The organism is Novosphingobium sp. BL-S-33 (assembly GCF_056857025.1).
The window spans coordinates 3,464,787-3,477,635 of sequence record NZ_CM166474.1 but is presented as its reverse complement, the minus strand read 5'-3'; the positions used below and the strand labels follow the sequence as shown (position 1 = coordinate 3,477,635).

The 12,849-nt window shown below is 64.4% G+C and carries 14 protein-coding genes and 1 other RNA gene; 11 read left to right on the top strand and 4 right to left on the bottom strand.

All coding sequences use genetic code 11. The annotated features are described in order from the left end of the window. Nucleotides 1-142 precede the first annotated feature (142 nt). The gene (locus tag AC1VVM_RS16065) at nucleotides 143-892 is read left to right on the top strand and encodes an SDR family oxidoreductase (protein WP_132386606.1); all 750 of its coding nucleotides are present in this window, start codon (nucleotides 143-145) and stop codon (nucleotides 890-892) included. 19 nt (nucleotides 893-911) lie between these two features. Further along, nucleotides 912-1,955, top strand: a complete 1,044-nt coding sequence (locus AC1VVM_RS16060) for a patatin-like phospholipase family protein (RefSeq protein WP_482904621.1) — start codon at nucleotides 912-914, stop codon at nucleotides 1,953-1,955. 74 nt (nucleotides 1,956-2,029) lie between these two features. Here the strand turns inward: AC1VVM_RS16060 and rpoH are convergent, their stop codons facing one another. Together rpoH and AC1VVM_RS16050 are read right to left on the bottom strand one after the other, a co-directional pair. Next, the gene (rpoH, locus tag AC1VVM_RS16055; protein ID WP_482904620.1) at nucleotides 2,030-2,941 is read right to left on the bottom strand and encodes an RNA polymerase sigma factor RpoH; all 912 of its coding nucleotides are present in this window, start codon (nucleotides 2,939-2,941) and stop codon (nucleotides 2,030-2,032) included. Between the two features lie 89 nt (nucleotides 2,942-3,030). Next, a complete protein-coding gene (locus tag AC1VVM_RS16050; protein ID WP_482955496.1) occupies nucleotides 3,031-3,975 on the bottom strand; it encodes an RluA family pseudouridine synthase in 945 nt (314 codons plus the stop codon). 18 nt (nucleotides 3,976-3,993) lie between these two features. On the opposite strand from AC1VVM_RS16050, the gene AC1VVM_RS16045 reads away from it, so the two are divergent. From AC1VVM_RS16045 to rnpB, 4 genes are all read left to right on the top strand, one after another. After that, on the top strand, nucleotides 3,994-4,491 hold the full coding sequence (locus AC1VVM_RS16045; protein ID WP_482904618.1) for a M67 family metallopeptidase: 498 nt from the start codon (nucleotides 3,994-3,996) through the stop codon (nucleotides 4,489-4,491). 17 nt (nucleotides 4,492-4,508) lie between these two features. Beyond that, on the top strand, nucleotides 4,509-5,165 hold the full coding sequence (locus AC1VVM_RS16040; protein WP_132387429.1) for a histidine phosphotransferase family protein: 657 nt from the start codon (nucleotides 4,509-4,511) through the stop codon (nucleotides 5,163-5,165). Between the two features lie 49 nt (nucleotides 5,166-5,214). Next, nucleotides 5,215-5,919 carry an N-acetylmuramoyl-L-alanine amidase gene (locus tag AC1VVM_RS16035; protein WP_482904617.1) on the top strand — a complete coding sequence of 235 codons (705 nt, stop codon included), beginning with the start codon at nucleotides 5,215-5,217 and terminating at the stop codon, nucleotides 5,917-5,919. 9 nt (nucleotides 5,920-5,928) lie between these two features. After that, nucleotides 5,929-6,370: RNase P RNA component class A (rnpB, locus tag AC1VVM_RS16030), an RNA gene on the top strand. Between the two features lie 42 nt (nucleotides 6,371-6,412). Here rnpB and AC1VVM_RS16025 read toward each other — a convergent pair. Further along, complete coding sequence (locus AC1VVM_RS16025; RefSeq protein WP_482904616.1) at nucleotides 6,413-7,207, bottom strand: metallophosphoesterase; 795 nt, start codon at nucleotides 7,205-7,207, stop codon at nucleotides 6,413-6,415. 237 nt (nucleotides 7,208-7,444) lie between these two features. Between AC1VVM_RS16025 and AC1VVM_RS16020 the strand changes: the two genes are divergently transcribed. Next, nucleotides 7,445-8,221, top strand: a complete 777-nt coding sequence (locus tag AC1VVM_RS16020; RefSeq protein ID WP_132386594.1) for a TorF family putative porin — start codon at nucleotides 7,445-7,447, stop codon at nucleotides 8,219-8,221. Nucleotides 8,222-8,415: 194 nt separating this feature from the next. Continuing rightward, nucleotides 8,416-8,844: a VOC family protein gene (locus tag AC1VVM_RS16015; protein WP_482904614.1), complete on the top strand. Its 429-nt coding sequence runs from the start codon at nucleotides 8,416-8,418 to the stop codon at nucleotides 8,842-8,844. 34 nt (nucleotides 8,845-8,878) lie between these two features. Here AC1VVM_RS16015 and nhaA read toward each other — a convergent pair whose 3' ends face one another. Beyond that, nucleotides 8,879-10,087, bottom strand: a complete 1,209-nt coding sequence (gene nhaA, locus AC1VVM_RS16010) for a Na+/H+ antiporter NhaA (protein WP_482955495.1) — start codon at nucleotides 10,085-10,087, stop codon at nucleotides 8,879-8,881. A gap of 101 nt (nucleotides 10,088-10,188) precedes the next feature. On the opposite strand from nhaA, the gene AC1VVM_RS16005 reads away from it, so the two are divergent. From AC1VVM_RS16005 to AC1VVM_RS15995, 3 genes are all read left to right on the top strand, one after another. Further along, on the top strand, nucleotides 10,189-11,364 hold the full coding sequence (locus tag AC1VVM_RS16005) for a glycosyl transferase family protein (protein ID WP_482955494.1): 1,176 nt from the start codon (nucleotides 10,189-10,191) through the stop codon (nucleotides 11,362-11,364). A 13-nt stretch (nucleotides 11,365-11,377) separates the two neighbouring features. After that, nucleotides 11,378-11,605, top strand: coding sequence for a hypothetical protein (locus AC1VVM_RS16000; protein WP_482955493.1), 228 nt, complete (start codon nucleotides 11,378-11,380; stop codon nucleotides 11,603-11,605). A gap of 527 nt (nucleotides 11,606-12,132) precedes the next feature. Then, nucleotides 12,133-12,816 (top strand): hypothetical protein, encoded by a 684-nt coding sequence (locus AC1VVM_RS15995; RefSeq protein WP_482955492.1) that lies wholly within the window; start codon nucleotides 12,133-12,135, stop codon nucleotides 12,814-12,816. Nucleotides 12,817-12,849: the final 33 nt, after the last annotated feature.

Below are 12,849 nucleotides of genomic sequence, written 5' to 3'. Positions count from 1 at the left end.
CCCTAGCGGGCTTGGACGCGGCGGAAAAGTGCACTGCGATCAATCCTCGTGCACCGCAGCGTCATCGAAACCCGTTATGGCGACTTTCCTGCACGGAATTTGCGATTACACCGATGTTTCCCCGGCAAAGGAGTGTCCCCCCATGAAGACCAGCGGCAACACCATTCTTCTCACCGGCGGTGGCTCCGGCATTGGGCGCGAACTGGCGCAGCGCTGGCATGACGCGGGCAATGTCGTGATCGTGACCGGGCGCACGCTCGCCAGTCTGGAAGAGACGGCCAAGGGCCGCGCGAACATCCACGCGGCGGCGCTCGATGTGACGGATGAAGGCGCGATCCGGACTTTCGTGCAGGACGTGCTGGCGAAGTTCCCGGCGCTCAACGTGCTGGTCAACAATGCGGGGATCATGCCGCTGGAGGATGTTTCTGCTCCGCGCGATCTTGCCGTGGCGGAGGCCTGTGTGGTCACCAACCTGCTCGGGCCGATCCGCCTGACCGATGCGCTGGTCGAGCATCTTTCGGCGCAGCCTGACGCGGCGATCGTCAATGTCAGTTCGGGGTTGGCGTTCGTGCCGCTGGTGCGCGCGGCGGTCTATTCGGCGACCAAGGCGGCGATCCATTCCTGGTCCGATTCGTTGCGCCTCGCGCTGGCGGGCAAAGTCGAAGTCATCGAACTGGCCCCGCCGGCGGTGCAGACCGAACTGACGCCCGGCCAGTCGACCCGGGAAGGCTACATGCCGCTTGGCGATTTCATTGACGAGGTGATGAGCCTTTTCGCGCAGGAGCCGACGCCGGGCCTGATCGGCGTGCAACGCCTCGCCTTCCTGCGCAACGCCGAGGCGGAGGGTCGCTACGCCGAGACTTTCGCCACTCTCAACGCGCCGCAGAACTGATCTGTCGGCGCGCATGGGCATGTTTTCCAAGGAAAAGCCCATCCCCAGCCTCGATCTCGCGCTCCAGGGCGGGGGCGCCCATGGCGCCTTCACCTGGGGCGTGCTCGACGGCTTGTTGCAGGATGAGCGGCTGAACATCGGCGCGCTCAGCGGGGCGAGCGCGGGGGCCATGAATGCGGCCGTGCTGGTCTCAGGCCTCGTTTCCGGCGGACGCGAGGAGGCGCGTGAGCGGCTGCGGGCCTTCTGGAAGGAACTCAACCGCTCGGGGCGCGAAGCCGGGCCGCTGATCCCGATGATCGAGGCGTTCCCGCAGACCTCCCGCGCAGTCTCTTCGTGGTGGACCACGGTGTTCGGCGACATCGGCATGACCCATGGCTCGCCCGAACTTGGCCGCGAGATGCAGGAGATCCTGCGCAAGGTGATCGAGACGCATGTCGATTTCGACGCCATTCGCAGCGAAAATGCCCCGCAACTATTCATTTCGGCCACCAACGCGCGCTCGGGCCGGCTGCGCCTGTTCCGCAACGAGGAACTGAGCACCGATGCGCTGCTCGCTTCGGCCTGCCTGCCGCTCTATTTTCCGCCGGTGAGCATCGATGGCAAGGACTATTGGGACGGTGGCTACAGCGCCAATCCGCCGCTGGTCCCGCTCGTGCTGGAAAGTCCGAACGACGATCTGCTGCTCATCACCGTCAATGCGCAAGTTCGGCCCGATACGCCGCGCGGGGTCGCGGCGATCGTGGACCGCCTGACCGAGATCGGCTTCAACCAGTCGATGCGGAAGGAATTGCAGGGGCTGCTGCTGCTGAAATCCTCGATCGGGCATACCCGCGCCAAGGACGGCCTTATCGCCCAGGTCGAGCGGCTGCGGCTTCACGAGATCCATGACGAGCCCACGCTCTCGGCCATGCCCGCGCAGACCAAGCTGCTGCCCGTCCGCCACCTGCTTCTCAAGCTCCACGATGTGGGCGAGGTGGCGGCGAAGCAGTGGTGCGAGGCCAATATCGAACACCTCGGCAAGCGCGGTACCGTGGACATGGCGGCGCGGTTCGGACCGGCCTGAGGACGCGGGGGACAAAAGAAAACCGGGCCGTCCCTGCGGACGACCCGGTTTCTATTTCAGCAGTGCCGCAGCCCTTAGAGCGCGGGAACCAGCTTCTTGTCAGAGGCGATGCGGTTCATCGCCTTCTGGAGCTTTTCGAAAGCGCGCACTTCGATCTGGCGCACGCGTTCGCGGCTGACGCTGTAGACCTGGCTCAGTTCCTCAAGCGTCTTGGGATCGTCCGTCAGGCGGCGTTCGGTCAGAATGTCGCGCTCACGTTCGTTGAGGCTGTCCATCGCTTCCACCAGCATGGCGTGGCGCACGGTGGCCTCTTCGGCATCGGCGACGGTTTCGTCCTGAAGCGGGCGGTCATCCGCAAGGATGTCCATCCACTGGCCTTCGCCTTCCTCACGCAGCGAGACGTTCAGCGAAGCATCGCCGCCCATCATCATGCGCCGATTCATGTTGACCACTTCCTGCTGCGACACGCCGAGCGTGGTGGCAATGGTGGCCACATCCTTCGGATGCAGATCGGTGTCTTCGTAAGCGTCGAGATTCTTCTTCATGCGACGCAAGTTGAAGAACAGCTTCTTCTGCGCGGCGGTGGTGCCCATCTTCACGAGCGACCACGAACGCAGGATGTACTCTTGAATCGACGCTTTGATCCACCACATAGCATATGTGGCGAGGCGGAAGCCCCTATCGGGTTCGAACTTCTTGACCCCCTGCATAAGGCCGATGTTGCCTTCGGAGATCAGTTCGGACACGGGCAGGCCATAGCCACGATAGCCCATCGCGATCTTCGCGACGAGGCGAAGATGGCTGGTTACGAGCTGTGTCGCTGCTTCGGGATCTTCATGTTCCGTGTAGCGCTTGGCGAGCATGTATTCCTGCTCGGGCGCCAACACCGGGAACTTGCGAATCTCGGAGAGGTAGCGGTTAAGGCTCTGCTCACTGCCCAGCGATGGAACCGCCGGGAGATTGCGTTGCTTGGTGCTCACTGTCATCCGTCCTTTCCGGTCGGCCCGCGGTCAAAGACCCTATGCAGGCATCTTAGCTTGGGGCCACCTGTTCAAGATAGCATGTTAAACCGATTTCACTGACGCAGTTCGTCGATCAGGGCCCGCATGTCGTCGGGAAGCGGGCTGGAAAATCGGACCGTCTCCCCTGTAACGGGGTGGACAAAGCCAAGTTCCGCAGCGTGCAGAGCCTGGCGATGAAATCCGAGTCGCTGAAGGACCGGGCGAATTGCTGAAGGGGTGCGTCCATAGACAGGATCTCCCAATAGCGAATGCCCGATTGACGACATGTGAACGCGCACCTGATGTGTTCGTCCTGTTTCGAGGCGGCACTCCACGAGCGCTGCGCCTTTCAGCGCCTCGATCGTGCGGTAATGCGTTACCGCGTGCTTGCCTCTGCCTGATTCTACGAGTGCCATCTTTTTACGGTTGGTATTCGAACGACCGATCGCTCCGGTTACAGTCCCGGCGAGCGGAATCGGTTTTCCGGCGACGACGGCGCGATAGGCGCGCTCGATCGAGTGATCCGCGAACTGGACGGCAAGGCCTTCGTGAGCCCGGTCGGTCTTGGCGACGACCAGAAGGCCCGACGTATCCTTGTCGATGCGGTGAACGATTCCCGGCCGCGCGACGCCGCCGATTCCCGAAAGCTGGCCCCGGCAGTGATGAAGCAGGGCATTGACCAGCGTGCCGTCAAGATTGCCCGCTGCAGGGTGAACGACCAGGCCGGTCGGCTTGTCGACGATGATCAGGTATTCGTCCTCGAACACGACGTTGAGGGGGATATCCTGGGCTTCGGCCTCGGCGGGGGCGGCTTCGGGCACGGCGATGGCGAACGGTGTGCCCGGCGCAACCTTGAGTGAGGCCTGTCCGGCGGGCTTGCCCGAAAGCGTGACCCGGCCCTCGCCCATCAGGGCCTTGATTCGTTCGCGCGAAAGGCCGCTGGCATCGGCCAGTGCCTTGTCGAGGCGGCCACCAGCCTCCCCGATCGTACCTTCAATGATGTTTTCCATGACCCCCATTGTCTGTACGATTTGGGGATGAATGTCGAAGTGACAAGAGTTGTCGAGCTGACAGAAGAGGTTGTGTCGGCTCTGCTGGCCGCCGCGGTCCGCGCGCATCCGGAAGAGTGCTGCGGGCTTCTGCTGGGCGAATCGCTGGACGGGCGCGAGCGCATCAATCGCGCCGTGCCTGCCGGCAATGTCGCGGCCGAGCGCACGCGGCATTTCGAGATCGATCCCGCTGCGCTGCTCGCCGCGCACCGCGCCGCGCGGAGCGGTGGGCCCCAAGTTCTGGGCTATTACCATTCGCACCCTACGGGACAGCCCGTACCTTCCGCCGTGGATCGCGAACATTCCACCGGCGATTTGCGGATTTGGGCGATCATCGGCGACGGGCGTGTTGCTTTCTGGCGAGATAGCGGGAATGGTTTTTCACCAATAACCTGCGACATCGCTGGTGGACGTCGGCCGGATTCGGCTGTCTCGCCAGAGTCGCAAGCACCCGATACCCACCCGGCATCCCAATCCGGAATGTGATGGAAGTCCCTTTCACGATGACCACGAGCGCGATCGAACTTGCCAGCCTTCTCTGTTCGCGCCTGTGCCACGACATGTTGAGCCCGGTGGGGGCGCTATCGAACGGTCTTGAGCTGCTCTCGGACGAGAAGGATCCGGAGATGCGCCAGCGCTGCTTCGAACTTCTCGACCAGAGCGCACGGATCTCGGCGGACAAGCTGAAGTTCTTCCGCCTCGCCTTCGGCGCGGCGGGCGGTTTCGGAGACATGGTGCCGGTGAGCGAGGCGCGGGCACTGGTCGATGCGCTGATCGCGAACAATGCGCGGATCGTGGTCAACTGGTCGCTCGGCAGCGATATTCTGCCCAAGCCGGCGATCAAGACGCTGCTCAATTTCGCGCTGATCGGGATCGAGGCGCTGCCGCGCGGCGGCACGCTGGACATCGCCGCCGAACTGCGCCCGGACCAGCTTACCAGCGGTACCAGCGAGATCGTGGTCCGCGCGGCGGGCCCGCGCATTGCGTTCGATCGCGACGTCGGCCGGGCGCTGGAAGGTACGCTGCCCGAAGGCGACCTGTCGAGCCGCACCGCACCCGCGGCCATGATCCAGCAGCTCGCGCAAAGCCTCGGCGGCCGCCTGCAATATGCTTTGGGGGATGACGCGCTGGTACTTGGCGCGGTATTGCCCGGAGTCTGACCGCAAGGCCAGAGTGCGCGAGACCGGATAGTAGGGAAAGGGAAGGGCGATGAATCGGTGGCTGGTCAACCGCGTCGTCGAATCGCCCAACCAGAATGCGCGCAAGCTGCCGGTGTCGATGGTGGTGCTCCACTATACCGGCATGAAAACCGCCGAAGAAGCGCTCGCGCGGATGTGCGATCCCGAGGCCGAAGTCTCGGCGCATTACATGATCGACGAGGAGGGCCTGGTTACCTCGCTCGTGCCCGAGGACAAGCGGGCCTGGCATGCAGGCCGGTCCTACTGGCGCGGCGTGACCGACGTGAACTCAGCCTCGATCGGCATCGAACTGGTCAATCCCGGACACGAATGGGGTTACCGGCCGTTTCCCGAGGCGCAGATGGATGCGCTGCTGCCGCTGCTGGCGGACATCATGGACCGGCACGATATCCCGCGCGCCAATGTGGTCGGCCATTCCGACATTGCCCCCGCGCGCAAGGAAGACCCGGGCGAGTATTTCGACTGGGAGCGACTGGGCCAGCTTGGACTCGCGCTGGAAATTCCGGCCGCGAAGATGAACCTGTTCTACGACAATCCCGGCGCCTTCTACCTCGCGCTCGAACGCTTCGGCTATGACATCGCCGATGGCCGCGCGGCGGTGCGGGCGTTCCAGCGGCGCTGGCGGCCCGACATGATCGACGGCGAGATCGATGGCGAAATAGGCGGAATCCTGTTCGAACTGCTGTTGGAGCGAGACACCGGCCGTGCTAGGTGACCGCTCGCACCGGGGAGCTGGGCAGCCGCGGGCATCTTCGGATGCGCGAGGAAAGTCCGGGCTCCACGAAACAAGGGTGGCGGGTAATGCCCGCCGGGCGAGTCGGGTTTTCAGGCCCGGCGAAGCCTAGGGAAAGTGCCACAGAGAGCAGACCGCCTCGCCTCGTCAGGGTTCGCCCTGAAAGGCAGGTAAGGGTGAAAGGGTGCGGCAAGAGCGCACCGCGCTTCCGGTAACGGAAAGCGGCAAGGTAAACCCCACCCGGAGCAAGACCGAATAGGGGCTGCGCGCTGTCTTGAACGGCGGGTTTGTTTCAGACCCAGGCAGCCCGGGTTGGTCGCTTGAGCGGCGTAGCAATGCGTCGCCTAGAGGAATGGCTGCCGCCGCGGCGTAAGGTCCCTCGATTGGGAGACCACGCCAGGCACAGAACCCGGCTTACAGGCTCCCCGGTGCATTAGATGAAATGTGTTCCCCACCCCGTCTTGGGGCTGGGACTTTACGCGGCGATCTGGATCGAGATGCCGCCGCCTTCGTCGCGCGCCTGGATGAACCAGCGGTTTTCGCCCTCAAGGCCGATCGCGGTCAGCGTGCCGTGGATATAGGCGCCGGTATCAATGCCGATGCGGTTGGCGCGGATTTCCGGGGCTTCCGTGATCGTGTGACCGTGCACCACCACGGCGCCGAAATCACCGTCATGCGTGAGGAACGGCTCGCGAATCCAGCGGCAATCGTGGCCGAGCTGGTGGTCCAGCGGCGTGTCGGGGCGCACCCCGGCATGGACGAAGAGATAGTCGCCGATGCGCACCATCTTCTCGAAACTGTCGAGGAAATCGAAATCGTCCTGCGGAATGGCGTCCAGCATGGCCAGCTGGAGTTCCTCCATCCCCGCTTCCATCGCGAAATCGGGGTCGACTCCGTAAGAGATGATCGTCTCACGGCCGCCGAACTTGAGGAAGCTGCGGAACGCCTCAAGCTTGCGGGCGGCGACCAGCAGCATTTCCTCGTGATTGCCCTGGATGAATTCAACGCGGCGTTCGCGCGACCAGCGGCGAGCGCGATCGATCACGCCGGCGCTGGCGGGGCCACGGTCGATCAGGTCGCCCAGCAGGATGACATCGCTGACCGCCTCGCCCCGTGCCGCGTCGTCACGTTCGATCGCGGCGATGAGCCCTTCGAAGAGATCGAGCCTGCCGTGAATGTCTCCAACGGCATAGACGCGCTGGCCCGGCGGGAGCTTCGGTGTCCTTTGCTTGGCGGGACGGGCAACGAGATTTCTGATTTTGGCAAACATCCGGTGTCGAGGTGTACGCCGCGATCACCGCCACGGCAAGCGCGGGGCGTGCTGCATGTGCGAGTGGCAAAAAGTCCACACTTCGTTTCCTGATTGTTGCTTAAACGAAATTTTACTTGTGCACGACCTTGGTGCGATGCAGCATTATTGTGCTGTCGCAAGTTGCGCCCAAAACGAGGCGTGCGGTGAAAGTGCAGGCGGGAACAAGCACCAAAAAGAATTTGTGAGGGAATGAACATGCTTATGTCCGTCCGTGGCGCCATCGCCGCGACTCTCCTCGCGGGCTCCGCGCTCGCTGCAACGCCCGCCTTTGCTGACGAAGCTGCGCCTCCCAAGGACTTCACCGTCACCGGCAACGTTGCGCTCACCACCGATTACCGCTTCCGCGGCGTATCGCTTTCGAACGGCGATCCGGCCATCCAGGGCGGCATCACCGTTTCGCACAAGAGCGGCGTCTATGTCAGCACCTGGTCGTCCTCGATCCATGGCGGCGACGTCTATGGCGATCAGGAACTCGACCTCATCGCGGGCTGGACGGGCAATGTGGGCGGTGGCCTGACGCTTGACGGCGGCATCCTCTACTACGTCTATCCGAGCGGCCACGTGGGCGACGCGAACTACTGGGAGCCTTACGCTTCGGTGTCGTACGCGGTCGGTCCGGCCAAGCTGAAGGCTGGCCTTGCCTATGCCTGGAAGCAGAAGGGCCTGCTCGATAACGACGGCTTCCACTCGGACAACCTGTACCTCTACGGCAACATCGACTTCGCGGTTCCGAAGACCCCGGTCACCATCTCGGGCCACCTGGGCTATACCGACGGCGTCCTGTCGCCCTGCTATTATTGCGCCGGTACGCGGTCGTTCAACGACAAGACCGGTATGGACTTCTCGATCGGCGCTTCGATGACCGTGTACGGTCCACTTTCGGTGGGCGTCAGCTACATCGGCGTCAGCGGCGTTTCGATCGACGGCTATACCGACGATACCGTGGTTGGCACGCTGACCGCTTCGTTCTGACCTGACGGCAGGCGAAACCCATTTCGCGGGAAGACCCGCCCGGAGTATTCCGGGCGGGTTTTTCGTGCCCAACGGCGCCGTTTGCTGCCGTGACGCAAGAACGAGGTGGAGCGGCAGGCGCGGTCTGGTCTATCGTATGCGCTGCGCAGACGCCGTAATGGCGCGCCGCACTCTCCCTCCGCTAAGGACTACCCGTGACCAAGTATCTTCACACCATGATCCGCGTGACCGATCCCGAGTCGACGATCGCCTTCTTCGAACTCATCGGCCTGAAGGAAACGCGCCGCTTTTCGAGCGAGCAGGGGCGTTTCACGCTGATCTATCTCGCCGTTCCGGGCGAAGAGTCCGAAGTCGAGCTGACGTACAACTGGCCTGCCGAGGACGGTTCTTTCGAGGAATACAGCGGAGGCCGCAATTTCGGCCATCTCGCCTTCCAGGTCGATGACATCTACGCCACCTGCCAGACGCTGGCCGATGCCGGCGTGATCATCAACCGTCCGCCGCGCGACGGACACATGGCTTTCGTACGGACGCCCGACGGCATCTCCGTGGAACTGCTCCAGGACGGCCGCCTCGAACCCGCTGAGCCTTGGGCGTCGATGCCGAACGTCGGTTCCTGGTAATTGCCCGAAGGCGGGACGCGGAGCGGCAGCGGCGTCAGGCCGCGACCGGCTTCGAGTCCCGCCGCAGCGGCTTTGCCAGTCGCAGGATCGCATAGCCCAGCAGCGATGAGAGCAGCGATCCTGCCAGCACGCCCAGCTTCGCCTCCTCCACCAGTTCGGGGGATTGCGGGAAGGCGAGGGCGCCGATGAACAGGCTCATCGTGAAGCCGATTCCGCACAATACGGCCATGCCCCAAAGCTGAACCCAGCTGGCGCCTTCCGGGCGCGGTGCAAAACCGAGCCGGTCGGACAGCACGATGGCCGAGAAGATGCCGATCTGCTTGCCAAAGAACAGTCCCAGCGCCACGCCCAGCGGCACTGGGCTGAGAAGCCCCGAAAACCCGATTCCCGCCAGTGCCACGCCGGCATTGGCAAAGCCGAACAGGGGAACGATCACGAAGCTGTTCCACGGCGCCAGCGCGTGCTCCAGCCGCAGCAGCATCGACTTGCCACGCAGCGGGCGCAGCGGGATCGTGAAGGCCAGCAGAACGCCCGCGACGGTGGCGTGGATCCCCGAATTCAGCACGCAGAACCACAGAGCCAATCCCAGCAGCAGATATACCGCGACGTAAGGCACGCGCAGCCGTCCGCAGGCGAGCAGTGCCACCAGCACCGCCACTGCCGCGATGGCCCAGCCGGCGTCGATCCGCGCGGTGTAGAACAGCGCGATCACCGCCACGGCGCCCAGATCGTCGACGATGGCCACGGTTAGCAGGAACAGGCGCAGCGCGGCCGGCACGCGGCGCCCCAGCAGCGCCAGCACGCCCACGGCGAAAGCGATGTCGGTCGCGGCCGGGATCGCCCATCCGCGCTGCGCTGGCAGCGAGATCCCGGCGGTGGCGAGATAGATCAGCGCGGGCGTGGCCATGCCCGCGAACGCAGCCAGCACCGGCAGGCGGCGCCGGGCCGGGTTCGAGAGTTCTCCGTCAAGAACCTCACGCTTGATCTCCAGCCCGACGACGAAGAAGAACACCGCCATGAGCGCGTCGTTGATCCACGCGTGAAGTGTGTCGAGTCTCGCTACCGGGCTCCAGGCGAGCGGGTGATGAAACAGCGCATGGTAACCATGACCAAGCGCGGAATTGGCGGTCAAAAGCGCCAATACGGCCACAAGGATCAGCAAAATTCCCGCGGTTGCGTCACCTCTTATTAACTTTGTGAAACGGAACGCCAATTCATTGGCCAAATTTCGGTCCGAACTCATAAGTCCTGTTTCGGGCAGACTTGACGGGGATGCAAGCCGGCAAACCTGCCCAAGGCGCCGAGATCACAGGGGGTGATGAGCCGGCGCCGATGGGGGGCACCGTGGGATCAGCGTATGTGATTGGGCAGGCTGCGGTCTGTTTGCAGTATATGGAGCAGGAACTGCTGCTCTTCACCGCGTTCTGGCTTTTGCTGGGCGCCTGCGACGATCTGGCGACGGATATTGTCTGGCTGCGGCTGCAATTGGCCGGAAAGGGACGCAGCACGCGCCTGTCTCAGGAGGCTTGCGAGGCGCCGCTGATCGGCCGCGCCGCGATTTTCATAGCGTGCTGGCGCGAGGAAGCGGTGATCGGCCATACCTTGCGCCACGCGATCGAAGCATGGCCGGTGCAGGATTTTCGCCTCTACGTCGGCTGTTACGCGAACGATCCGGCGACGCTTGCGGCGGCCATGGAAGGTGCCGGGCAGGATCCGCGAATCCGGCTGGTCATCCATTCGCGGCATGGCCCGACCACAAAGGCGGATTGCCTCAATCGGCTCTACGCCGCGCTGTGCGAGGATGAGCGCCGCTGGGGGCAGCGCTTCCGCAGCGTGATCCTGCACGATTCAGAAGACATGGTGCATCGCGCCGAACTGACCGTGATCGACACGGCGCTCAAGGGCGCGGACTTCGTGCAGATACCGGTGCGCCCGGAGCCCCAGCCGCGTTCGCGCTGGATTGGCGGGCACTATCTCGACGAGTTTGCCGAAGCGCACAGTAAGTCGCTGGTGATTCGCGATGCGCTTGGCGCCGCGCTGCCGGCAGCAGGCGTGGGCTGCGGTTTTTCGCGTGAGATGCTGGCCCGGATCGCCGGGCATCGTCAGGCAGAAGGCAACAACGGCCCCTTCGCGGCGGAGTGCCTGACCGAGGATTACGAACTGGGCGTGCTGGTCTGGCGGGCAGGGGGGAAGAGCCGCTTCATCCGCGCCCGCGACGCGCGAGGCGATCTGGTCGCGACGCGCGCTTACTTCCCTTCCCGTCTCGAGGATTCGATTCGCCAGAAGACGCGCTGGATCCACGGCATCGCCTTCCAGTCGTGGGACCGGCTCGGCTGGAGCCCGCTCGATGGCGGGGCGGGGCTTGCCGACGTGTGGATGTCGGTGCGCGATCGCCGGATGGCACGCGGCTCCCGAATTCTCGCCCACGCTGCGGGTGATGCTGGTGGCCTGCGGGGTCAGTCTGGCATGGCGCTGCGCGCTGCGCGTGCTGTTCACGGCGCGGGAATATGGCCCGCTTGAGGGGGTATACGCATTGCTGCGCTTGCCGGTCGCCAATCTTATCTCGATTTTCGCAGGCAAGCGCGCGCTGGTCAGCTATCTGCGGACACTCGCGGGCGGCGCGGTCGTCTGGGACAAGACCCATCACGATGCCCACCCGGCGGCCATGGCCACCGTTTCGGCACCGCGCGCGGCCGTGCCGGTGAAGGCCACACAAGGCGCGCGTGGAAACATGCCCAATGCCATGCGGACGGCAGCCTGATGTCTGATTGTATGCGCGGACAGCCGGTTGTCGTTTTGCTCGCGGTGCTCTTCGCATGGACCGGAGGGCGCCTCTCCGCATGAGAATCCACACCATCGATTCCCGCACTGGTTCAACCTGCGAGAGCGGCTCCGTCGAGCCCGCGGGGCGAGACAGCTTACCACTTCGACTTGGTGAACGGCCCCCAGACGCTGGCGGGGGGGTACGCGGAGCCCGTACCGCAAGCGCGCAATTGGCGCGATTTCCGTCCGGGAGGAATGGCATCGCCGCAAGGGGCGGCGTTTGGGCGGGCGGTCTACCCGCCGGAACTGATCTATGGCGCCCAACCTTACCCGACCGGCAAAGAGTACAGGACCGCGGAGCCGTCATCGCTCGCGGCGCGCGTTGAGCAACCGGCAGCCAATCCCGGTCGGGATTTTCCGTCGGCTCTGATCCGGGCCTTTGCGCGTGAACGGCTGCCGGCGGGACTTCCCTCCTTCCAGGCCCTGTCGGCGATACCTGGGGGTGGGATACCGCCCGCAGGCGCCATGGCCGGAGTGCCTCGTGGACCAAAACGCTGGTCGGTCGATTCATGGGCGCTACTGCGCGGCAACGGCACCGGGCCGCTCGTCAATGGCACGTTGCTGGCGACTTACGGTGCCAGTCAGGCCGGAGCAGTCCTGCACTATCGTCTGGCCATGCAGTCCGCCAATCGGCCCGAAGTCTATATGCGCAGCACGGCAACGCTGGGGCAGCTCCAGCGTGAGACGGCCGCCGCGATTGGTGTAGCGGCGCGCCCCTTGCCGTCTTTCCCGATGATTGCCGCACTGGAAGGACGGCTGACCGAACAGGCGGGCGAAAGCCGCTTCCAGCCTGCTGCCATGGCGATCACCACGCTGCCGCCCTTCGGACTGCCCGGGCATTTGCGCGGGGAGGCCTATGGGCAGGCCGGCTATGTGGCAGGCAAGTACGCGACGCCGTTTGCCGATGGACAGCTGCGGGTGGATCATGCGCTGCTGTCGCTCGGCCGGGTGGAAAGCAGGATCGGTGGCGGGCTTTGGGGCGGGGCGCAGAACGGGGCGAGCCGCCTCGATGCCGGACCTTCGGCCACCGTCGCACTGCCGCTGGCGCGCGGAGTGAACGGCCGCGTCGGCGTCGATTGGCGCTTCCGCGTCGCGGGGGATGCCGAACCGGGCTCGGGCCCCGCGCTCACTCTTTCCGCAGGTTTCTGATTCGCTGCTTTTCTCGGCCACCGCGCTGCGGTA